This is a genomic window from Yinghuangia seranimata (assembly GCF_029953285.1).
Taxonomy (GTDB): domain Bacteria; phylum Actinomycetota; class Actinomycetes; order Streptomycetales; family Streptomycetaceae; genus Yinghuangia; species Yinghuangia seranimata.
Genome location: NZ_JASAOI010000074.1, coordinates 1 through 22,683, shown reverse-complemented (window position 1 = coordinate 22,683; position 22,683 = coordinate 1). Strand labels below are relative to the sequence as shown.

At 72.5% G+C, this 22,683-nt stretch carries 17 protein-coding genes; 6 read left to right on the top strand and 11 right to left on the bottom strand.

The genetic code is table 11. The features are described from left to right. Nucleotides 1–25: 25 nt before the first annotated feature. From QI554_RS38465 to ssuE, 3 genes are read right to left on the bottom strand one after another with little or no spacing between them, the layout of a single operon-like run. A complete protein-coding gene (locus QI554_RS38465) occupies nucleotides 26–1,417 on the bottom strand; it encodes an NtaA/DmoA family FMN-dependent monooxygenase (RefSeq protein ID WP_281477226.1) in 1,392 nt (463 codons plus the stop codon). After that, nucleotides 1,414–2,631 carry an LLM class flavin-dependent oxidoreductase gene (locus QI554_RS38460; protein WP_281477224.1) on the bottom strand — a complete coding sequence of 406 codons (1,218 nt, stop codon included), beginning with the start codon at nucleotides 2,629–2,631 and terminating at the stop codon, nucleotides 1,414–1,416. Before QI554_RS38460 ends, QI554_RS38465 begins: the two co-directional genes overlap by 4 nt. Beyond that, complete coding sequence (gene ssuE / locus QI554_RS38455; protein ID WP_281477222.1) at nucleotides 2,631–3,236, bottom strand: NADPH-dependent FMN reductase; 606 nt, start codon at nucleotides 3,234–3,236, stop codon at nucleotides 2,631–2,633. The genes QI554_RS38460 and ssuE overlap by 1 nt, the downstream gene beginning before the upstream one ends. 597 nt (nucleotides 3,237–3,833) lie before the next feature. On the opposite strand from ssuE, the gene QI554_RS38450 reads away from it, so the two are divergent. Both QI554_RS38450 and QI554_RS38445 read left to right on the top strand, forming a co-directional pair. Beyond that, nucleotides 3,834–5,819, top strand: a complete 1,986-nt coding sequence (locus QI554_RS38450) for an FAD/NAD(P)-binding protein (protein WP_281477221.1) — start codon at nucleotides 3,834–3,836, stop codon at nucleotides 5,817–5,819. Nucleotides 5,820–5,887: 68 nt separating this feature from the next. Further along, on the top strand, nucleotides 5,888–6,772 hold the full coding sequence (locus QI554_RS38445; RefSeq protein ID WP_281477219.1) for a glutathione S-transferase C-terminal domain-containing protein: 885 nt from the start codon (nucleotides 5,888–5,890) through the stop codon (nucleotides 6,770–6,772). A 2-nt stretch (nucleotides 6,773–6,774) separates the two neighbouring features. Here QI554_RS38445 and QI554_RS38440 read toward each other — a convergent pair whose 3' ends face one another. Further along, a complete protein-coding gene (locus QI554_RS38440; RefSeq protein ID WP_281477218.1) occupies nucleotides 6,775–7,419 on the bottom strand; it encodes a TetR/AcrR family transcriptional regulator in 645 nt (214 codons plus the stop codon). Nucleotides 7,420–7,507: 88 nt separating this feature from the next. Between QI554_RS38440 and QI554_RS38435 the strand changes: the two genes are divergently transcribed. Beyond that, on the top strand, nucleotides 7,508–8,995 hold the full coding sequence (locus QI554_RS38435; RefSeq protein ID WP_281477216.1) for an MFS transporter: 1,488 nt from the start codon (nucleotides 7,508–7,510) through the stop codon (nucleotides 8,993–8,995). Between the two features lie 39 nt (nucleotides 8,996–9,034). On the opposite strand, the gene QI554_RS38430 is transcribed toward QI554_RS38435, so the two are convergent. From QI554_RS38430 to QI554_RS38415, 4 genes are all read right to left on the bottom strand, one after another. Beyond that, nucleotides 9,035–9,688 (bottom strand): response regulator, encoded by a 654-nt coding sequence (locus QI554_RS38430; RefSeq protein WP_281477215.1) that lies wholly within the window; start codon nucleotides 9,686–9,688, stop codon nucleotides 9,035–9,037. Next, entirely contained in the window at nucleotides 9,685–10,857 is a 1,173-nt protein-coding gene (locus tag QI554_RS38425; protein WP_281477213.1) for a sensor histidine kinase, read from the bottom strand. Before QI554_RS38425 ends, QI554_RS38430 begins: the two co-directional genes overlap by 4 nt. 90 nt (nucleotides 10,858–10,947) lie before the next feature. After that, nucleotides 10,948–13,482, bottom strand: coding sequence for an ABC transporter permease (locus QI554_RS38420; protein ID WP_281477211.1), 2,535 nt, complete (start codon nucleotides 13,480–13,482; stop codon nucleotides 10,948–10,950). Between the two features lie 194 nt (nucleotides 13,483–13,676). After that, complete coding sequence (locus tag QI554_RS38415) at nucleotides 13,677–14,408, bottom strand: ABC transporter ATP-binding protein (protein ID WP_343230856.1); 732 nt, start codon at nucleotides 14,406–14,408, stop codon at nucleotides 13,677–13,679. A 467-nt stretch (nucleotides 14,409–14,875) separates the two neighbouring features. On the opposite strand from QI554_RS38415, the gene QI554_RS38410 reads away from it, so the two are divergent. Then, nucleotides 14,876–15,607, top strand: a complete 732-nt coding sequence (locus QI554_RS38410) for an ABC transporter ATP-binding protein (RefSeq protein ID WP_281477261.1) — start codon at nucleotides 14,876–14,878, stop codon at nucleotides 15,605–15,607. 24 nt (nucleotides 15,608–15,631) lie between these two features. Then, entirely contained in the window at nucleotides 15,632–18,205 is a 2,574-nt protein-coding gene (locus QI554_RS38405; RefSeq protein ID WP_281477209.1) for an ABC transporter permease, read from the top strand. A gap of 101 nt (nucleotides 18,206–18,306) precedes the next feature. Here the strand turns inward: QI554_RS38405 and QI554_RS38400 are convergent, their stop codons facing one another. From QI554_RS38400 to QI554_RS38390, 3 genes are all read right to left on the bottom strand, one after another. Beyond that, nucleotides 18,307–18,939, bottom strand: coding sequence for an endonuclease V (locus QI554_RS38400; protein ID WP_281477259.1), 633 nt, complete (start codon nucleotides 18,937–18,939; stop codon nucleotides 18,307–18,309). Between the two features lie 160 nt (nucleotides 18,940–19,099). Then, nucleotides 19,100–19,774 carry a SnoaL-like polyketide cyclase gene (locus tag QI554_RS38395; RefSeq protein WP_281477207.1) on the bottom strand — a complete coding sequence of 225 codons (675 nt, stop codon included), beginning with the start codon at nucleotides 19,772–19,774 and terminating at the stop codon, nucleotides 19,100–19,102. Between the two features lie 100 nt (nucleotides 19,775–19,874). Beyond that, nucleotides 19,875–20,864 carry an acetamidase/formamidase family protein gene (locus tag QI554_RS38390; protein ID WP_281477206.1) on the bottom strand — a complete coding sequence of 330 codons (990 nt, stop codon included), beginning with the start codon at nucleotides 20,862–20,864 and terminating at the stop codon, nucleotides 19,875–19,877. Nucleotides 20,865–21,062: 198 nt separating this feature from the next. Between QI554_RS38390 and QI554_RS38385 the strand changes: the two genes are divergently transcribed. Continuing rightward, nucleotides 21,063–22,337 carry an amidohydrolase family protein gene (locus tag QI554_RS38385; RefSeq protein ID WP_281477205.1) on the top strand — a complete coding sequence of 425 codons (1,275 nt, stop codon included), beginning with the start codon at nucleotides 21,063–21,065 and terminating at the stop codon, nucleotides 22,335–22,337. Nucleotides 22,338–22,683 lie beyond the last annotated feature (346 nt).

Sequence of the window (22,683 nt, the reverse complement as noted above, 5' to 3'; positions counted from 1 at the left end):
GCACGTGCTGCGTGAACGGCCCTCCCTAGACCGCCAGGTGGCCGGGTTCGGCGCCCTCGCTGTGCGTGGAGGCGCGGGGCGCGCCCAGGCCCAGATGGTCGCGCAGTGTGCTGCCGGTGTAGGCGGTGCGGAAGCTGCCGCGCTCCTGGAGGAGCGGGACCACCGTTTCGACGAACTCGTCGAGCCCGTGCGGGATCACGGTCGGGACGAGGATGAACCCGTCGCACGCCTCCGACTGCACGTACTCGTCGATCAGCGCCGCCACCGTGCTCGGGCTGCCGACGAACCCCGGCCGGGCGAAGACCTCGATGACCAGTTCGCGGATGCTCAGCCCCTGCGCGGCGGCGCGTTCGCGCCACTGCCTGGCGACCGCGAGCGGGTCGCGGAACAGCCGGACGCGGCCCTGGCTGATGTCGGCCTGCGCCTCGACGTCGGGGTCGAAGTCCGGGAGCGGGCCGTCGGGGTCCAGGTCGGACAGGTCGCGGCCCCAGACCTGTTCGAGGAAGTGCAGGGCGTTCTGCGGGCTGATCTGGTGGCGCCGCACCTCCTCGGCGCGTTCCCTCGCCTCCTCGTCGGTGGCGCCGAGCACGAAGCCCGCGCCGGGCATGACCTTGAGCTCGTCGCGGTGCCGCCCGTACTTGGCGAGCCGGCCCTTGACGTCGGCGAAGAACGCCTGGCGTTCGGCGAGCGCGCCGTGCGGTGTGAAGATCACGTCGGCGTACGCGGCGCCGAACTCGCGTCCCTCGTCGGAGTCTCCGGCCTGGATCAGCACGGGGTGGCCCTGCGGGGCGCGCGGGACGGTCGCCGCGCCTTCTATGGCGAAGTGCTTCCCGGCGCGGGTGAACCGTCCGATGCCGGTGTCGCCGTCGGGGGCGAACACCCCTGCCTCCCGGTCGGCGACGACCGCGTCGGGCGCCCACGAGTCCCACACGGCGCGGACCGTGTCGACGAACTCGGTGGCGCGCTCGTAGCGTTGCCCGCGCGGCAGGAAGCCGCCGCGCCGGAAGTTCTCGCCGGTCCAGGCGTCGGGCGAGGTGACCGCGTTCCACGCCGCCCGTCCGCCGCTGACGTGGTCCAGCGACGCGAGCTTGCGGGCCAGTTCGTACGGCTCGTTGTACGTCGCGGTCGCGGTGGCGGCGAGGCCGATCCGGTCGGTGACCGCGGCGAGCGCCGCGAGGACGGTGAGCGCGTCCGGCCGCCCGACGACGTCCAGGTCGAAGATGCGGCCGCGGTGTTCGCGCACCCGCTGGCCCTCGGCGAGGAAGAAGTAGTCGAACAGGCCGCGTTCGGCGGTCCGGGCGAGGTGCGCGAAGGACGCGAAGTCGATCTGGCTGCCGGCCGTCGGGTCGGACCAGACGGTGTGGTGGTTGACGCCGGGGAAGTGCGCGGCGAGGTGGATCTGCCTGCGGGGGCTCATGGCGTCCTCACGGGGGTGGCCGGCGCGACGGGCGCAAGGGCGTCCGAGGCCGTCGGCGCGGTGGCGGTGGCGGTGGGCCGCGCGTAGCGGCTCTCGGGGCGGGCGAGGCCCAGGTGGCCGCGCAGCGTGTCGGAGCGGTACGTGTCGCGGAACAGGCCGCGTTCCCGCAGTCTCGGCACGACGGAGTCGACGAGCCGGGTCAGGCCGTCGGGCAGCAGGGCGGGCAGGACCGTGAACCCGTCCACGGCGCCGGCCGCGGTCCACGACTCGACGAGGTCCGCGAGGCCGCTCGCGGTCCCGGTGAACTGCAGTGCGCCCGGCGCTGATTCGTGGTCGAGGTCGTCGAGGTCGCGGCGGGCCCGGCCGGCCTCGGCGGCCGTGCGGCCGAGCACGACGGTGACGTCCGCGAGGACCCGCAGCGTGTCGGGGTCGCGGCCGGCGGCCTCGGCTACCCGGTGCGCCTGGGCCCGCAGTTTGCGGGCCTGCCCGGGTGTGGCGACGTCGATGAACAGCACGTCGGCGTCGCGTGCCGCGATCTCCAGGGACGCCTCGTCGGTCACGGAGTAGGCGACGACCGGGCGGCCCTGCGGCGGGCGCGGTGTGATCGAGGGGCCGCGCACGTCGAAGTAGGTGCCCTGGAAGTCGACGTAGTGCAGGCGCTCGCGGTCGACGAAGCGGCCGGTCGGCACGTCGCGGATGACGGCTCCGTCCTCCCAGGAGTCCCACAGTCGGCCGACGACGTCGATGAACTCCGCAGACTCGTCCTGGAGTTCGCCGGGCGAGGCGAGCGGCTTGCGGCCGAACAGCCGGGTCTCCTCCTCGGTCGTCGACGGCTTGGCCCACCATCCGGCGCGGCCCCGCGACGCGAAGTCCAGTGTGGCGAGCGCGGTGGAGACGTGGAACGGCTCGGTGTGGGTGGTCGTCGCGGCCGGGATCAGGCCGATCCGCTCGGTGACCGGGGCGACCCGGGCCAGCACGGTGACGGCGTCCAGTCGGCCGCGCAGCCGGTCCTGGCCGTCGGAACCGAGTCCGAGCGCGTCGTCGACGCGGACGAAGTCGAGCGCGCCGCGTTCGGCCTCGCGCACCAGCTCGAGCCAGTGCTCGGCGGTGAACACCCGGTCGGGCCGGGTGGCCGGGGAGCGCCACGCGGCGGGGTGGTGGCCGACGCCCTCCAGGGCGACGGCGAGGTGGACGTGGTCGCGTACGGCGGGCATCAGCGGGCCTCGCCTTCCGCGAACAGGCGGGCGGAGAAGGCGTCGACGAGTTCGAGCAGCGGGGCGACACCGTCGGGGTCGACGCGGTGGACCCGGTCGGCGGGATCCGCGGGCTCGGCGGGAGCCCCGGTGTGCGGGTCGGGGTCCGGGCCCGGCGTGGCCGCGGGGTGCACGAAGCTCTCATGGACGAACCAGCCCTGTGCGACGTGCGTCGCGCCGAGCGAGGTCAGCACGGGGCGCAGCGCGTAGTCCAGCGCGAGGACGTGCGCCGGGGTACCGCCGGTCAGGACCGGGAGGACGGACTTGCCGCGCAGCGCGAACTGCGGCAACACGTCCAGGAACGTCTTCAGCACGCCGCTGTACGACGCCTTGTAGACGGGGCTCGCGACGACGAGCGCGTCGGCCTTCTCGACGAGGCGCAGCGCGTCGCGGAGTACGGGGTCACTGGTGTCGGCGTGCAGCAGCGCGGTGGCGGGCAGGTCGCGCACGGCGAGCCGGTCCACGCGGTGGCCGGCCGCGGCCAGGCGGGTCGCGACGTGCTCGGCGACGATTCCGGTACGGGACACCGCGGAAGGGGTGCCCCACAGGGTGAGGATCGAGGACATGGGTGTGCTCCGGTGGGGTCGCGGACAGGGCCGCCGGGGGTCACGGCGGCCTGGAGCCGGTGGCTAACCGGCGGAGCTACACGCGGCGCTGTAGACGCGCCCGAGGTCGACGTAGAGCCGACCGCACAGCAGCGCGCTCGCGGGCATGCGGGCGGACCGGTGCGTCATCAGGCGCCCTCCGTCCCTCGCGATCCCTCACCTGACAGGTCGTCACTTATGAACGATCTGTGAACTACCCATGAAATAGGGCCACTTCGTTGCCAACCTGCTTTTGGAACCTACGTGACACCTCTGAGTTGGTCAACGTTGACAGCACGTCCGACGGGTTCGTAGCGTCGATGCCGTGAGTGCGGACCTCCACCTCGTGTCGTGCCGCCACATCGACCTGTGTCGAGTGGCCGGCGGTACCTGTCCGCGCGCCTAGACGACGCCCACGGGCTCCTTCCAGTGCCGCCCGTCGGCTGCGCACCGGTCTTCGCCGCCGCGCCCCGCGCGCTCTCCGTACGCCTCGCGCCCGTCCGCCCCCGTCCTCCGCCGCACCCTCGGTGCCGCGTGACGCGACCCGGCTGGGCGGCCGTCCGTTCCCCGGGGGATTCCATGCCCGCCACCCCGTCCTCGCCCGAGCCGCTCACGGTCGCCGTCGTCGGCGCCGGCCCCGGCGGCACGTCGCTCGTCGAGCGGCTGTGCGCCAACGCCGCCGGGCTGCTCGGCGCCCGCCCGCTGCGCGTCCACGTCGTCGACCCGTTCCCGCCCGGCGCGGGCCGGGTGTGGCGGCGCGAGCAGTCGCCGCTGCTGTGGGCCAACTCGCTGGCGTCGGACGTCACGCTGTTCACGGACGAGGCGAGCACCTGCGCCGGTCCGATCCGGCCCGGCCCGTCGCTGTGGGAGTGGGGGCGCGCCCGCGCCGCCGAGTTCCGCGAGGGGCGGCCGCACGCGACGCTGCTGCCGTTCGCGGACGAGCTCGCGCGGCTGACCCCGGTGTCCTTTCCCAGTCGGCCGCTGATGAGCGCCTACCTGGCGTGGGTGTTCCGCTCCGCCGCGGCCGCCGCACCGCCCAACGTCCGGGTGCTGGTGCACCGGGACCGCGCGGTCGACCTGACCGACACCGTGGGCCCCGGGCCGGCGCCCAGGCAGCGGCTGACGCTCGCGAGCGGGGCACAGCTGACCGTCGACGCGGTGGTGCTCGCCCAGGGGCACCTCGACGCCGACCCGGACCCCGAAGAACAGCGGCTGGCCGCGTACGCGCGCGACAACGGCCTCGTGTACGTGCCGCGCGGCTACACCGCGGACCAGGACCTGGACACGCTCGCGCCGGGCGCGCCGGTGCTGGTCCGCGGCATCGGGCTGGCGTTCGTCGACCTGATGGTCCGGGTCACGTCGGAACGCGGCGGCCGCTTCGAACGCGACGGCGCGGGCACGCTGGTGTACCGGCCCAGCGGGCGTGAGCCGGTGCTGTACCCGGCGTCGCGGCGCGGCGTGCCCTACCGCGCCAAGACCGGCTACGAGCTGACCGGCGAACGTCCCACGGGACCGCAATTCTTCACCGTCGAGGCGTTCGACGACCGACCCGGACACGGGGCGCTGGAGTGGGAGCGCGACCTCCATCCGGTCCTGCTGCGCGAACTCGAATGGTCTTACTACCAAAGGCTGTTCACCGCCCACGGCGAGCGGACGACCGGCACCTGGGACGACTTCGCCACGGCGTTCGCCGCCGCCTCCGGGCCCGCGGCGACGGCCGCGCTGGTCGCGCGCACCGTGCCCGACGCCGAGGACCGGCTGGACCTCGCCCGGCTCGACCGGCCGCTCGCCGGGCGGCGGTTCGCCGACCGGGACGCGTTGCAGCGCGCGCTCCACGGACACCTCGCCGCCGACCTGGCCCGCCGCTCCGACGCGCGGCACAGTGCCGACCTCGCGATGATCCACGGGCTGCTGGCCGCGTACGGCGTCCTCGCCCGGCTGCTCGGCACGGGGCGGGTCGCCGACTCCGCGCAGGCCCAGGGGCTGCCGGAGTTCCACGGCTTCTTCAGCTATCTGGCGAGCGGCCCGCCGGGGCCGCGCCTGGAGGAGATGCTGGCGCTCGCCCGGGCCGGGGTCGTCCGGTTCCTGGGGGCGGACGCTGCGATCGCGGCGATCGACGGCGCGTTCACCGCCCGCTCGCCGTCGGTGCCCGGCACCGTGCGCGCCGGCGCGCTGGTCGACGCGCGGCTGCCGGAACCGTCGTTGGCCCGCACGCGCGACCCGCTGCTGCGCCGCCTGTACACCCGCGGCGACGTCTCCGAGCAGGTCCTCACCGGCCGGGCCACCGGCAAGCTCGCGACCGCCCCCGGCACCCAGCGGCTGATCGCGGCGGACGGCACCGAGCACCCGGCCCGCCACGCCGTCGGGCACGGGGCGGCCGGCGGGGCCGCGGTCGGCGGGTTCGCGCGCCCGCGGCTGGACGCCCCTGCGTTCCGCGTCAACGACGCGCTGGCCCGCACCGTGCTGACCCGGTTGGCCGAAGGCGGCGGCGAAGCGGAACCGGACGCGGGCACCCGGGCCGGAGCCGCCGCGACCGCCCCGCCCGAGGCCCGCGACGTCGCATGACGAGCCCCTCCCCCATTCCCCCCTCCCCATCCGAAATCCGGTTCCCGGCAGCACCTTTGGAGTCCTCGATGACCAGCACCGCAGTGTTCGCCAGCCCCGTAGACACCGACGTCTTCGGGGTCTACCGCGCCAAGCCGCCGTCGTCCGCGAACGGTGTCGAGTGCCCGATCTACCCGTTCCAGGGCCGGATCTCCGCGCCCGGCTCGGTCCCGTACCCCGCCGAGCCCGGCCGCTACCACCTGTACCTCGCGCACGGCTGCCCGTGGGCGCACATCGCCGCGATCGTGCGGACCGTGAAGGGGCTCGAGGACGTGGTCACCGCGTCCTACGTCGACGAGGAGCGCGACGGGCGCGGTTGGGCGTTCCGCGAACGCTTCGGCCCCGACCCGGTCAACGGCTTCGCGCTGCTGCGCGACGCCTACGAGGCGACCGAACCGGGCTACGACGGCCACATCTCCGTCCCGACGCTGTGGGACCGCACGACGTCCCGGGTGGTCAGCAACGAATTCCCGGTCATACCAGTGGACCTGGCCACCCGGTTCGACGCGTGGGCCGACGGGTCCGTCGACCTGTATCCGGTGGAACTCCGCTCGGACATCGATGTGTTCGACGCACGGATCACCGCCGAGGTGCGTGCGGGCGGGCTCGTCGAGGACGCCGACGGAACCTCCGCCAACGCCCTCGACGCCCATGAAGAGCGCTTGTCCGCGCTGGCGTTCGTGCACGGCAGGGCGCTGACGCTGTCCGACGTCCGGCTGTGGGTCAAGTTGATCCGCTTCGAGAAGGCCTACGGCGCGGCGGTCGGGAAGGACGGCCGCACGCTGCGGGACTTCCCCAGCCTTTGGGCGTACACACAACGGCTCGCCGCCCTGCCGACGTTCGCGGCGGCGACCGACTTCGCGGTGCTGGGCCTCACCGGGTTCGAGACCGGGACCGGAGTCGACCCCGCCTAGCCTCAGGTGCGGTTCGCGGCCTCCGCCGGAACGGATCGGAGCGACTCGATCGCGCGGCGGAGGCCGATCTCGATGTAGCGCGGGTCGGCCGGCTGGTTGACCAGGTAGTGGAACAGCATGCCGTCGATCATGGCGATGAGGACCTCGCCGTCGGCCTCCGCGTCGGTCGATCCGCACGCCAGCGCGATGAACTCGGTGAGCTTGCGGAACTCCGCGGTGGAGCGGCGCATCGCGTCCCCGATCAACGCCTCGCGGCGGCCGGCGATCTGCATCTCGTAGCGGGCGAGCTCGCGGTCGCGGCTGCCGTCCCACCACGCCTTCGTCAGGTCCGCGATGTGCCGGTAGTCCGGGTCGAACGGCCGGGCGACCATCGCGCGCATCAGCTCGTCGGCGACCTGCGAGGCGGCGGCCTGCTCGAGCTCGCTCATGCGCTCGATGACGCCGAGCACGAGGTGGTCGCGGGTCTTGAAGTAGTACGTCACCGAGCCGTGCGGCAGCCCGGCCTCCTGCTGCACGGCGCGGTGCGTGAGACCGCGTAGCCCCTGCGCGGCGAGCACGCGGATCGCGGCGTCGAGCAGCTGCACGCGCCGGCCGGCCGCGGCGCCCTGGTGCCGGGCTTCGCCGGTGGTGTCGTCCTCGTCTCGCATGCCCCCATTCTGCCAGCAGCTTGACGCCTGTAGAAGAAATCTCTACAACTGGAGAAGTCATTTCTACAACTGTAGGAGGGGCTCTCCCATGCAAGCCCACGGCACCGGCCACGAGGGCGTGAACCGCCGTCTCGTGCTGCTCCTGGTGTGCACCGCGCAGTTCGTGCTCCTCATCGACGACACGATCGTCAATGTGGCGCTGCCGACCGTCGGTGCCGACCTCCACTTCTCCCCGAACGCGCTGTCGTGGGTCACCAACGCGTACTTCCTGACGTTCGGCGGCTTCCTGCTCATCGGCGGCGGGCTCGCCGACCTCGTCGGACGGCGGCGGCTGTTCGCCGGCGCGCTCACCGGCTTCGTCCTCGCCTCGGCCGCATGCGGGCTGGCGCCCAACGCCGGGACGCTCATCGCCGCCCGCGCCACGCAGGGCGTCGCCGGCGCGATGCTGTCCCCCGCCGCCCTGTCGATCCTGCTCGCGACGTTCCAGGACCGCGCCGAACGCGCCCGCGCCCTCGGCGTCTGGGCCGCGCTCACCGGGCTCGGCGCCGCGACCGGGCTGCTCCTCGGCGGGGCGCTCGTCGAATGGACGGACTGGCGCTGGATCTTCCTCATCAACCTGCCGGTCGGCGCGGTCGCGCTGCTGGCCATGCCGCGCGTCATCCCCGCCGACGAACGCGGCGAGCGCGGGCGCACGCCCGACTTCCCCGGCGCCGCGCTCGGCACCCTGGCCGTCCTGCTGCTCGTCTACACCGTCGTCGAGACCGACAAGCACCCGTGGGGCTCCGCCCGCACCCTGCTCGGCCTCGCGGGCGCGGCCGTCCTCGCCGCCGGGTTCGCGCTGCGGCAGCGCACCGCCGACGAACCGCTCATCCCCCGCGGCCTGCTCAAGCGGCGCGACGCCACGCTCGCCCAGCTCCTCGTCCTCGTCGCGGCCGGCGGCCTGTTCGCGATGTTCTTCTTCCTCACGCTCTACATGCAGAACATCCAGCACTGGGCGCCCATGCGGACCGGGCTCTCGTACCTCCCGTTCAGCGTGGGCATGGGCGTCGCGGCGGGTGTCACGTCCAAGGTGCTGACCACGCGCGGGCCGGCCGTCCCGCTGGTCCTGGGCCCGGCCGTCGCCGCCTGCGGCATGTTCTCGATGAGCCGCCTGGACGCGGCCAGTTCCTTCACCGCCCACCTGATGCCGGCCCTCGTCGTCACCGGTCTCGGCCTCGGCGCGGCGTTCGTCGCGATCATCCAGGTCGCGACCGGCGGTGCGGGCGAGGGCGACGGCGGCGTCGCGTCCGCGATGGTGACCACCTGCCAGCAGATAGGTGCGGCCATCGGCATCGCCGTCCTGGTCACCGTCGCGAGCAGCCTGCGCGACGACCGCATCGCCGAGGGCGTCGACCCGCTCCACGCCAACGTCGACGGGTTCAGCCGCGCGTTCGAGATCCAGTCGGTGCTGATGGCGTGCGCCGCGTTGCTGGGCGTCCTCGTCGCCTGGACGGCCCGGCACAACACGCTGTCCGCCGCCGTCGCCGAGTCTCCGGAGGCGGAGGCCGAGGCCAGGAGCGGGGTCCCGGTGGGCTGATCCGCCGGTGCGACCACGACGCGGGGCCGACCGCGCGCCTCATGTGCGCGCGATCAGCCCCGCGTCGTACGCGATGATCCCGGCCTGCGTGCGGTTCGCGCAGTCGAGCTTGACCAGCAGCCGCGACACGTAGCCCTTCACGGTCGCCTCGCTGAGGAACAGCCGTTCCGCGATCTGCGCGTTCGACAGGCCCTCGCCCAGGCAGGCGAGCACCTCCCGTTCCCGCTCGGTCAGTTCCTCGATGCGCAGCAACGCCCGCTGCCGGACGGCGTCGTGCCCCGCCGACGCGGTCACCAGGCCGCGGGTGGCCGCGGGCGACAGCACGGTGTGCCCCTCGGACGCCACCCGCACCAGCCCGATCAGGTCCTCCGGCGGGGTGTCCTTGAGCAGGAAGCCCGCGGCACCGGCGTGCAGCGCGCGGAGGACGTACTGGTCGGGGTCGATCGTGGTCAGGACGACGACGCGCGGCGGTTCGGGGAGCCTGCGGATGCGGTCGATGGCGGTGAGGCCGTCCACGCCCGGCATGTGCAGGTCCATCAGGACGACGTCGGGGGCGAGGCGGACGACGGACTCGACGGCCTCGGCGCCGTCGTAGGCCTCGCCGACCACCTCGACGTCGGACGACGTGCCGAGGATGGTGCGCAGCAGCGTGCACACCATCCGCTCGTCGTCGACCACCAGCACCCGGATCATCGTGCTCCTGAAGGGGTTTGGGCGGGTGTCCCGGCCGCGGTCGCGACGGGGAGGTCGGCGGCGACCGCGAACCCGCCGTCGCCGGTGGGTCCGGCGCGCAGCGAGCCCTTGACCATCTCGACGCGCTGCCGCAGCCCGGTCAGGCCGGTGCCCTCGCCGGGGAACACGAGTTCGCACGGTCCGGTCGCGGCGGTGTTGACGACCTGGATGCGCAGCCAGCCCTCGGAGTGCCGCACGTGGATGCCCACGCTCGCGCCGGGGGCGTGCTTGTGCACGTTCGTGAGGGACTCCTGCACGATGCGGTACGCGGTGCGCACCACCACCGGCGACGCGGGCGGCATCGCGCCCTCGAGGCTGAGCCGCACGTCGACGCCCGCGGTGCGGGACTCGGCGACGAGCCGGGACAGGTCGAGCTCGGCGGGTTCGGCCGCCGCCGAGGTGCCGAACCGGTCCTCGTTGCGCAGGATCGTGACGAGGTTGCGGAGTTCCTCGAGCGCCTGGCAGCCGACGAGGCGAAGGTCCTCGGCGGCGTCGCGGACCGCCTGGTCGGGGGCGCGGGTGCGCAGGGCACCGGCCTGCAGGACCATCAGGCTGACGCGGTGCGTGACGACGTCGTGCATCTCGCCCGCGAGGCGTTCGCGTTCTTCCGAGCGGGCCTGCTCGGCGCGCAGTTCCTGTTCCCGCTCGGCCCGTTCGGCGCGTTCGGCGAGGGCCGCGATGAGCCGGTTCCGGGACGCGACGTACAGGCCGTACAGCGCGGGTGCGAGGCCGATGAGGATGTTGCCGATCCGGTCGCCGGTGCTCGGCATCGCCCAGGGCTGCGCCCAGACCACGCTGACCGGCACGACGACGAACCACACCTTGGTGCGGTCCTCGACGTAGCGCCCCACGGCGTACATCGCGAACGGTGTCGCGACGGCCTGCTCCGGGAGGGACAGCAGCCCGCACGCGAGGCCGACGGCGATCGGGTGGGCCCGCCGCCAGAACAGCGCGACGGTGCTGGCGATCTGCATCGCCGCCTTGATCCACTCGGTCGCGGCGATGCCCTCGTGGCGCTCGGTCCAGCCCGCCCAGGCGAGGGCGGCCACGATCAGCACGGTGAAGCCGCCGGCGAAGATCCGGTCGAACACCACGGGGGGCACCGGACGCGAGAAGGGGCGGCGTTTCACCTGGTCCACGGTACCCACCGCCCCTGCCCGCGCCCACTGGTCGCCGGCCGGCAGGGCCGGCACGGTCGGCAGCCAAGCTGTCACTGGTCGTTACTCCGCCTTGATCGCACCGAGGACCTCCATACGTGCGGCGCGCCGGGCGGGCCAGGCCGCCGCGAGCATGCCGACCAGCGCGGCGAGGACCAGGAACAGGCCCATGCGCTCCCACGGGACCGTGGGCGTCATCTGTGTGCTGCCCTTGAGGGCCTTCACACCGAGGACGCCGACGCCGAGGCCGATCCCCGTGCCGAGCAGCGCGCCGAACACGGAGATCATGACGGCTTCGATGCGGATCATCGAGCGGATTCGGCGCCGGTCCATGCCGATCGCCCGCAGCATGCCGATCTCACGGGTGCGTTCGAACACCGACATGGCCAGTGTGTTGACGATGCCGATGACCGCGATGACGATGGCCATGCCGAGCAGCGCGTACAGCAGGTTGAGCATCAGGTCGATGATGCCGCCGAGTTCCTTGCGGTAGTCGTCCTTCGACATGATCTTCACGGCCGGGTTGCGGTTGAGCGCGTTCTTGAGGTTGTCGCGCATCGAACCGCCCGCGCCGGGCGCGGACTTGACCAGGACGTCGGTCGCGGTGGCGCGGTCCAGGTGCGGTTGGAGCAGCTGGTTGGGCATCAGCGCGTTGCCCAGCAGCAGACTGGTCTCGTAGAGGCCGGCGACCGTTACGGACGCCGTCTGGCCGTCCGGGTAGGTGACCGGCACGGTGCCGCCGACCTTCCAGCCGTGGTCCTTGGCGAACTTCTGGTCGAGCAGGATGCCCGCGGCGAAACCCTCGGGGCCGCCTTCCGTGAAGTCGGCGTGCAGCAGCTGCATGCCGGTGCGGCCGTCGACGCCGGTGACCTCGGTGGTGGTGCCGCCGGTGCCCATGGCGACCTCGGTGGACAGCAGCGGCGACGCGGCCTGGACGCCGGGCGCCTTGAGCACCGCGTCGACCATCGCCGGGTCCATGGGCTGGTTGGAGACCAGGCTCACGCCGTAGTCGGCGGTGATGCCGCGCAGCGCGACCCGGTCGAGCTCCTGCTTCAGCGAGGCGCCGAACACGGACAGCATGCTGACCAGCACGAGCCCGATCATCAGGGCGGACGCGGTGGCGGCGGTGCGCCGCGGGTTCCGCACCGCGTTCTCCCGCGCGAGTTTGCCGGAGATCCCGAACCCGCGTGCCAGCGGCAGTCCGACGGCGCGGACGACCGGCGTCGCGAGCATCGGCACCAGCATGATCACGCCGGTCAGCGCGACGGCGCCGCCGAGCAGGATCATCAGGACGTCGCCGCTCGTCTTGTCCTTGAGCTGCCCGTAGCCGTAGCAGATGACCGCGCCCAGGCCGACCATGAACGCGCCGCTCAGGTTGCGCCGCCGCAGGCTCTTCGCGGTCGGCGGCACATCGCTGCGCAGCGCCGCGACGGGCGGGATGGACGCCGCGCGCCGGGCCGGCAGCCACGCCGCGACGACCGTGACGAGGACGCCGACGACGAGCGACGCGATGACCGCGTTCGGCGTGATCACCAGGGGCCCGGACGGCAGTTCGGCACCGGCCGCGTTGAACACCGCGCGCAGCCCCTGGCACAGCCCGAGGCCGAGCACGAATCCGGCCGTGCCGGACAGCACACCCAGCAGCGTCGCCTCGACGAGCACCGACCGGGTGACCTGCGTGCGGGTCGCTCCGACGGCGCGCAGCAGCGCGAACTCCCGTGTGCGCTGGGCGACCAGCATGGTGAAGGTGTTGGCGATGATGAACGTGCCGACGAACAGCGCGATACCGGCGAACGCCAGCAGCGTCATGGACAGCGACTTGGTGTCGCGTTCGATGTCCTTGGCCTGGTCGTCGCGCAGCTTGGTGCCGGTGACCGCCTCGGCGCCGCGCGGTACGAGCGGGCGCACCTCGGCGAGCAGGGCCTCCTCGCCGGTCCCCGGCAGGGTGCGCACGCTGAGCTCGCCGTCGCGGCCGGGCTGGTTGAACAGCTGTTGCGCGGTCGCGCGGTCGAACAGCGTGATGGAGCCGCCGAGTTTGTACTGCGCGTCGTCGGTGGTGAAGGTGCCGACCAGCAGCACGTCGCGCACGGGACCGTTGGCGACGACGCGGATGCGGTCGCCGACCTTGTAGCCGCCGTCCTCCGCGACGCGCTTGTCGATCGCCACCTCCTGCGCGTTCGCCGGTCCGCGGCCCGTCTCGAAGCGGTACTTGGGGTCCTGGCCGTCCTTGCCGGGCGAGAACGTCGCACCGACGACGTTGCGGCGCCCGCCGAGCCGCTCGCCGTCGCGGTCGACCACGGCGGTGAACCCGCTGCTGGTCGCGCGCACCGAGGCGACACCCGGCAGCGCGCGCAGCTTGGCGGTCAGCGCCTCGTCGAGGGCCGGGATCTGGTTGGCCTTCTTCGCGTCGCCGGTCGGGCGGACGGCGACGGACACTCCTTCGTAGTCGGTGGCCGCGGCGTCCTTGTACGCCTTCGACAGCGTGCTGCTCAGGGTGAGCACACCGGAGACGAAGGCCACGCCGAACACGATGGCGACGGCGGTCAGCGCGAGCCTGAGCCGGTAGGCGACCAGGTTGCGCAGGGTGGTTTTCCACATGGTGGGTTCAGTCCTCGACGGAGTCGGGGGCGGACGGGGGGGTGCGCGGGCTGCGCCGCCGTTCGCGGGCATGCGGAATCGCCCTCCGGGCAACGGCGGTCGCGGACGCCGCGGGCGAGCCGCCGCTCAGCGGTGAGGCACCTCCCGGCCGTGGGACGGGGGGCGGTTCAGCGGGAAGGTTCGGGCGCTGTCGGTCAGGTGGTGCGCACCGCGTCGAACCGCTTCATGCGCTCCAGCACGCGGTCCGGGGTCGGCGCGTCCATCTCGTCGACGATGCGGCCGTCGGCGAGGAAGACCACGTGGTGCGCGTAGGACGCCGCGCCGGGGTCGTGCGTGACCATGACGACGGTCTGCCCGAGCACGTCGACGCTGCGGCGCAGGAAGGTGAGCACCTCGGCGCCGGAGCGCGAGTCGAGGTTGCCGGTGGGCTCGTCGGCGAAGATGATGTCGGGCCGGGCGGCGAGCGCGCGGGCGCACGCGACGCGCTGCTGCTGGCCGCCGGACAGCTCCGCCGGGCGGTGGTGCAGCCGGTCCTTCAGGCCGACGGCGGCGACGACCTGCTCGACCCACTCGGGGTCGGGCTTGTGGCCGGCGATGTCCATCGGCAGCGTGATGTTCTCGAGCGCGGTCAGCGTCGGCAGCAGGTTGAACGCCTGGAACACGAAGCCGATCCGGTCGCGCCGCAGCTTCGTGAGGTCCTTGTCCTTCAACTGGGTGATCTCGGTCCCGGCGATCCACACCCGGCCGTGCGTGACCGAGTCCAGCCCGGCCAGGCAGTGCATCAGCGTCGACTTGCCGGACCCGGACGGGCCCATGATCGCGGTCAGCCGGCCGCGCGGGATGTCGATGTCGACCGCGTCCAGCGCGACCACGCGGGTCTCGCCCTCGCCGTACGCCTTGGTCAACTGGGCCGCGCGCGCCGCCACTCCGGGCCGCGCGGGCGGTTCGGGCACCGCCGCCGATCCGTTCGGCGGGGTCTGCTCGCGGTACTCGTTCACGACGGTCCTCCTCGATCGCGGTGCCGGGCACGGGGCCGACGGTTCTCCGACTCCATCCAGACTCCTCCCGCCACCCGGACCGCCGGTAGACCGGAAGGGAGCGATCGGCACCTACGAAAGTCGCTACCCCTCGTCCTCATGGATGAGTGCCCGTCTCCTCCCGTCCCCTCCCGTCCGGGTTCCCCCTAGGGGAGGGCGTACGTCGTAGTACCCCCGCTCCTCCTGCGGGAGGAGTGGATGTTCCCTTCCTGGCGACGATTCATCATCTTTACCTGGGCCATACCGTGATCGTGTTCGCTCGAAGAGTCCCGTTGGACACCGGCTAGACACCGCAGGAGACACTCGTGACCACGGCCACGGCAGCCACGCAGAACGCGGATCCCCGCGGCACCGGGATCGCCGCCCGCGCCCAGCAGCTCACCAAGGCGTACGGCGAGGGCGAGACCCGCGTGGTCGCGCTCAACGCCGTCGACGTCGAGATCGCCCGCGGTCAGTTCACCGCGATCATGGGCCCGTCCGGCTCCGGCAAGTCCACGCTGATGCACTGCCTCGCCGGCCTGGACACCGTCACCTCGGGTCGCAGCTGGATCGGCGACACCGAGATCACGCAGCTCAAGGACAAGGACCTGACCAAGCTGCGGCGCGACAACATCGGCTTCATCTTCCAGGCGTTCAACCTGCTGCCGACGCTGACCGCGCTCGAGAACATCACCCTGCCGATGGACATTGCGGGCCGCAAGCCCGACGAGGCCTGGCTGGCGAACGTCATCGACACGGTCGGTCTGCGCGACCGCCTCGGCCACCGCCCGTCCGAGCTGTCCGGCGGCCAGCAGCAGCGCGTCGCGTGCGCCCGCGCGCTGGCCAGCCGCCCCGAGATCATCTTCGGCGACGAGCCCACCGGCAACCTGGACTCGCGGGCCGGCGCCGAGGTGCTGGGCTTCCTGCAGCGCAGCGTGCGCGAGCTCGGCCAGACCATCGTCATGGTCACGCACGACCCGAGCGCGGCGTCCTACGCGGACCGCGTCCTGTTCCTCGCCGACGGCAGCATCGTCGACGAGATGCACCGCCCGACCTCCGACGCGGTCCTCGAGCGCATGAAGCGCTTCGACGCGGCCCGCACCAGCTGAACCTGACCAACGGGGCATCCTGACATGTTGAAGGCATCCTTCAGAAGCTTCCTGTCCCACAAGGGCAGGATGGTGCTGTCGGCGATCGCGGTGTTGTTGTCGGTCGCCTTTGTGTCCGGCACGCTGATCTTCACGGACACCATCACCAAGACGTTCAACGACCTGTTCAGCTCGACGGCGTCGGACGTGACCGTCTCGCAGAAGACCGACCAGAGCGACCAGGACATCGCGATGTCCGGCCAGATCAAGTCGATCCCGGCCGACACCGTCGAGAAGCTCTCGGCGGTCGACGGGGTCAAGAAGGCCCATCCGTCGGTCGAGTCCGAGCAAATCACGCTTGTCGACAGCAAGAACACCCTGCTCGGACGGGACACCGGCCCGCCGACCATCGGCCTGAACTGGTACCACAGCGACCGCTCGGCCGTGAACATCACGTCGGGCACCGAGCCGACCGGCCCGAACCAGGCCGTCGTCGACGCGGACACGATGGACCGCAAGAACCTCAAGATCGGCGACACCATCCGGCTGATCAACGGGTTCGGCACCGTCGACCTCAAGATCGTCGGCATCGCGACGTTCACCAAGACCAACCCGGGCGCGACGCTCGCGTTCATGGAGACCCAGTTCGCGCAGAAGACGCTGCTCGGTTCCACGGACAAGATCAGCAAGGCGGAGCTCGAAGCCGTCCCCGGCGTCAGCAACGACACCCTCAAGAAGCGCGTGCAGGACACCCTGGGCGCCGGCTACGAGGTGAAGACCCAGAAGGAGACGGCGAAGGACGCGGCCGACCAGATCGGCAGCTTCGTCAACTTCATCAAGTACTTCATGCTCGGCTTCGCGGGCGTGGCGGTGCTGGTCGGCATCTTCCTGATCTTCAACACCTTCTCGATGCTGGTCGCGCAGCGCACCCGTGAGCTCGGCCTGATGCGGGCGATCGGCGCCAGCCGCGGGCAGGTCACCCAGTCGGTGCTGCTGGAGTCCGTGCTGCTCGGCCTGATCGGCTCGACGCTCGGCATCGCGGCCGGCTTCGGGCTCGCGGTCGGCCTCAAGGCGCTGATCACCGCGGCGGGCATGAACCTCAAGGGCGCGTCCCTGGTGTTCAAGCCGCTCACGCCGATCGTCGCCTACCTCGTCGGCACGCTCGTCACCGTCATCGCGGCGTACATCCCGGCCCGCCGGGCGAGCCGTATCTCCCCGATGGCGGCCCTGCGCGAGGCCGGCGCCCCGCCGCAGAAGTCGCTCAAGCGCCGTACGATCATCGGCCTGGTCATGGCCGGCGTCGGCGTGGCCGCGCTGCTCGGCGCGGCGACCACGAGCTCGGGCGGTACCGGCGGCCTGGAGCTGGTCGCAGGCATCCTGCTCACGCTCGTCTCGTTCGTGGTGCTCGGCCCGGTGCTGGCGCGCACCGTCATCCCGGCGCTGTCCGCGGGCTTCCCGAAGTGGTTCGGTCCGATGGGCCGGCTGAGCCGCGAGAACTCGACCCGCAACCCGCGCCGCACCGGCGCCACCGCGTCCGCGGTGATGATCGGTGTCGCGCTGGTGGCCGGCACGTCGATCGTCGCGTCGTCGATGAACTCGTCGATCGCCGACCAGATCGACAAGAACTTCGGCGCGGACTTCACCATCCAGGCGAACCAGAGCAACCCGCTGCCGGACGACATCGCGACGTCCGTCAAGAAGAGCGACGGCGTGGGCGAGGTGGTCCGCTCGCGGATGATCGGCGGCGTGTCGCTGACCTACCCCGACGGTCACACGACCGAGAAGGACCAGGTCGTCGCGACCGAGCCTGGCTTCACCCAGATGTGGAAGATCGACTTCGTCGGCGGCGACAAGGGCAAGGTCGGCGAGCCGGGCACCATCGCGGTCAGCGAAGGCGTCGCGGACGATCACAAGGCCGTCGTCGGCAGCACGGTCCAGGTGAAGTTCGCCGCGACCGGCCAGACCGTCCCGCTCAAGGTCGTCGCGATCCAGAAGGACTCGAAGGGCGGCTTCGGCTTCGGCAACGCGTCCACGATCCCGATCGCGGACCTCGACAAGGCCAACCCCGGCACGCACGACTTCCTGGTGATGTTCAACGCCAAGCCGGGCGCGGACAAGAACCAGGTCAGCGAGACCGTCAAGAAGACCATGGACCCGTACCCGCAGTTCAAGGTGCGCGACCAGGCCGACTACAAGGACCAGGTGCAGGGCCAGATCAAGTTCCTGCTCTACCTGATCTACGCGCTGCTCGGCCTGACGATCATCATCGCGGTCCTCGGTGTCGTGAACACCCTGGCGCTGTCGGTGGTCGAGCGGACCCGGGAGATCGGCCTGATGCGCGCGATCGGCGCGTCCCGCAGGCAGATCAAGCGGATGGTCAAGCTGGAAGCCGTCGTGATCGCGCTGTTCGCGGCCCTCATCGGCCTCGCGCTGGGCGTGTCGTGGGGCGTGGTCGCGCAGCGGCTGCTGGCCAACTACGGGCTCGAACTGCTGACGTTCCCGTGGATCACGCTCATCGTGATGGTCGTGGCGGCGGCGATCATCGGCCGCCTGGCGGCCCTGCTGCCGGCCCGTCGCGCGTCCAGGATGAACGTGCTCCGGGCGATCTCCTCGGAGTAACGGGGTAGCACCGCAAGGAAACGCGAAGGGCGCCTGCTCCCTCGGGGGGAGCAGGCGCCCTTCGGCGTCTCCGCGCATCGGGTCGGCGGATTCGGCTTGGTTCAGCCCGCCTGCGCGGCGGCCAGCGCCCTGCGGCACGCGGAGTCCGCCGCGCGCGTGGTCTCCGGCAGTCGGAACCGCGGGCTCAGCGCGAGCACGTGGGCGCACGCTTCCGGCAGGCTCAGGCCGTGCCCGACGGAGACGAACACCGGCTTCACGCCCGGCTGCGTGCGCAGGACGGCGCCGACGACGTCGCCGTCCAGGACGAGGTCGGAGCGTTCGCCGCGGGCCGCGCCCGGCGGGTCGTAGGTGCCGACGAACGCGGTCTTGCCGACGCCGATGCTCGGGATGCCGGTGTGCACGCCGATGTGGCACGCCAGTCCGAAGCGGCGCGGGTGAGCGAGGCCCTGCCCGTCGCAGACCAGCAGGTCGGGCGGCGCGCTGAGGCCGTCCAGCGCCTCGACGAGCGAGGGCAGCTCGCGGAACGCGAACAGGCCGGGCACGTACGGGAAGTGCGCGTGCCCCTCGACGACGGAGGACTCCAGGACGGTGAGGGTCTCGGCGTCCAGCACCACGACGGCGGCGGCGAGCCGGTCGGAGTCCTCGGCGTACGCGACGTCGAGGCCCGCGACCCGGCGCACGGCGGCCGGACCGGGTCCGGTGGTGTCGACGAGCCTCCGGAGCCGGTCCTGCATCGCGCGCGCCTCGTCCGCGGTGGTCGGCCAGGGCTCGGCCGCCGCCAGGGTGGCGGTGGGCTGGATCGCGGTGGTCGGGTCGTGGGTCGGGACAGTGGTCGGCACGTGTCCACACTAGGCCGGACCGGGTTCCCGGCCCCAGCGGATATGGCGCCGGGGCTCAGCCCGCGGTGTGCGCGACCGGGCAGCCGCCGGTCAGCTTGCCGAGGAAGGTGTTGGGGTCGTAGTAGTGCTCGACGTCCAGCAGCCGCAGGTCGTCGCTGACCTTGGCGATGCTGACGCCGAACATCTCGACGGTCTCTCCGGTCGGGGCGAAGCCGTTGTACTCGCCCTCGAACTTCCCCCAGTGCCGCCACTTGAAGGTGACCACCGGCGGCGGGGTCAGGACCTCCAGGACCTCCCAGAAGAACCCGTTCGGGAGCGCCTTGTGGAAGACGTCGTGCGACGACTCGAAGCTCTCCTGGCCGGTGCGGTAGAAGACGCTGTCGCCGATGAGGATGTTGTAGCTGCCGATCTCGGCGATGTCGGCGGCGGTCGCCCAGGGGCCGCCGTTGACGTTGGTGCGGAACTTCTCGGTCACCATCGAGACCCAGGTCGCCGGGTCCTTCTTGTGCGACACCTCCATCTCGAAGACCTGCACCAGGCTTTCGACGATCGCCTCAAGCGAGCCGGCGTCGAAGGTGTGGGTGCGCTGCTTCGGCATGAGGGTGTGCGACAGGTGGTAGTCCGGCGCCTCGTCGCGCCAGTCCTCCGGCGCGGCGGCGGCGACCACGGCCTCGCGGCCCTGGAGCCACAGGGGAGTCTCAGGCGCCTCGGTGCTTTCGGAAGTCGTCATGGGGGCGATCCTGACCCAGTGGCGCTCGCCATGGCAACCTCCCAGATGGCAACTCTCCGTACATGTACGCGAGTTCCCGCATTGCACCAATCCCTGTACGTCAGGCGGCAGTTGCCCCGACTGGTTCCCGGTCGGGCAGCGGCAGCCGCGCATGCACTCCGTAACCGGAACGGTGGATGCGGAATTCCGCGTCCTCGAGCCGGGCGCGGGCCGCCGCGCGCGGTTCCCCGTAACGGCCCGCGAGCAGGGCGAACGCCTGGGCGCGGCACAGCTCCAGGGCCCGGTCGACGTTCGCGTCCAGGCCGAGCGGAACCAGGTGTCCGGGGGTGGTCACGAACGGGCGGCGGCCGGCACCGCCCCAGTCCCGGACGCGGGGCTGCGGGACGACGTCCAGCCGGATCGTCGCGCGCAACGGGCCGTCCCACGCGGTGCCCGGCGCGTCCGCGCGCAGCCCGAACCGCGGCCCGCCGACGTGGAAGAGGGCGCCCGGGACCTGCACGGGAAGGTGCAGCGTGGCGCCCGGGCCGAGCTCGGGCAGGTCGAGGTTGCCGCCGAACGAACCGGTGCGTGCCGAGTGCCGGCGCAGTCCGTCCGACGTCGCCACGCCCAGCACGCCGAGCGAGGGGCGGAACGCGCAGCCGGGCGCGGCGGGTTCGGTCGTCGCGCGCGACCGGTCGTCCACTCTGCGCAGCGCCTCGGGCCCGGGGCCGCCGTCGCGCGGCGCGACCACGCCGTACCCGACGCGCGGTTCGAGCGCTTCGATGTGCACGGCGAGCACGTCGCCCGGGCGCGCGCCGCGGACCTCGATCGGGCCGGTGACCACGTGCGGGCCGTCGATGGCCGGATCGTGTGCCAGGTCGGAGGCCGCGAGCGCGTGCACATCGTCGAGGACGTCAGCCGCGTCGACGCCGAGCGATGCGAAAAAGGCATGGGGATCCCGTCCCTGATGCCTCATCAGTCCCTGGTGCGACAGTGTGTCGACGACTACGGTGGCGCCCGGTTCGACGCTCAGCACCGGACGGTCGACGGCACCGGGCAACCAGCCCCACAGCACGGTTCCGGGGCGCGACGACAGCAGATCTCGGGACATATCCCGAGGTTGTACGCCTGACCGGTAACTCCGCGGAGTCATGCCTGTTACGCGCCGGTTTCGTGCGAGACCGGTGCCCCTGTAACCCCTAGGTAACCCTGTGGCAACAGCCCACCATCAGAGTGGTCGGACGACAGTTCAGTCGCAGTCCAGGCGCACCGGAAATGTCCGCGTACACCCGGCGCACAAGGAGAAGCCGTGACCGAAACGACCACCTTGACCGGCGCGACGCTGCCCGACGGCCGTGTCCGCAACGTCGTCCTTCGGCACGGCAGCGTCAGCCACATACGTCCCGTCGGCATACCCGATCCGGGCCAGACCGTCGTCGACCTCACGGGCTACCTGCTGCTGCCGGCGCCCGTCGAGCCCCATGTGCACCTGGACCGGGCGCTCACGTGGGAGCCGGTCGGGAGCGACCCCGACGGCCGGGACGGCGCGGTGCGTTCGTGGCGCGCGTGGTCGGCCCGGTACACGACGAACGACCTGCGGCGCAGGGCCCGGACGGCGCTGATGACGCTGTCCGGCAACGGCGCCACGGCCGTTCGCACGCACATCGACATCGGTGTGGGGGCCGGGGCGCCGCTGCGCGCCGTGGAGATCCTGCGCGAACTGCGCGAGGACCTGCACCGCGTGCTGGACCTGCAGATCGTCGCGGTGCCGTCGCCCGGGCTGTCGGACCGGGCCGCGCTGGAGGCGTTCTCGGCGGGCGCCGGGCTGCTCGGCGGCCGGCCGCACAGCGCGCCGGACCCGCGCCGCGAGACCCGGCGGCTGCTGCGGCTCGCCGATCGCGCCGAGGTCGACCTCGACCTGCACCTGGACGATCAGCCCGACTCGCGGGTCCTCGCCGTCGCCGACCTGGCCCGGCTGCTGCGCGCGTCCGGCTTCGGCCGGCAGGTCACCGCGAGCCACTGCGCGCTCCTCGGCCGACTGCGGCCGCCGGCGCTGGCCAAGGTCGTCGAGGCGATCGCCGCGTCCGGCATGGCGGTCGTCGGCCTCCCGTCGGCGCCCCCGGCGCGCCGCCCCGGCGCCGACCCCGGTACGGCCACCGCCCCGTGCGGCGGCGCGACCGCAGTCCAGGCGCTCCTCGACGCGGGCGTGCCGCTCGCGGCCGGCGGCGACCACCTCCGCGACGCCCTCCACCCGATGGGCCGCGCCGACGCCCTGGAGACCGCCGCGCTGCTCGCGGCCACCTGCCGGCTCACCCCCGACCAGGCCTACGCCGCGGTCAGCGTCGACGCCCGCGACACCATGCGCCTCCCCCAGGCGGGACCCGAACCCGGGGCAGTCGCCGACCTGTTGGCCGTCCGCGCCGGCTCCCTGGCCGAGGCGCTGGCATCCCCGCCGGTCGAACGCATCGTCTTCCGCCGAGGCCGCGTAATCAGCCGCACCAACGCCCCCGCCCTCGCCCCACCCGCACGAGGCCGCCTCACCATCACCCCCCAACGCACCCGCGTCCCCGCCGGAGCCCGCTGACCCACCCCCAACCACGCGGCGCAGCCCGCCGCAAGCCCTGGCGCCCGCAGCGGACGGCGGCCCAAGGTCGGGAACGTCGGCCATCGCGATGACCCGACGAACGGCCGCAGCCTGCGATCCCCGTCACCCCAACCGATTGCGCGGCGCGCCCACGGTCCGCGCCGCGCCAAAACCCCATGTGGCGGATCGGATCGGGCTCGTGCTGATGCATAAGCCCGACCTGCGCGGATTATGGACGGCTTGCGCGACGCCGCCGATGGCGGCGCCGCGCTCAAAACCCTGCCTTACACAGCTCTGGCACCCACCCGAAGGCACCGGTAACCGCACTACCCGAACCTCCGTTGTG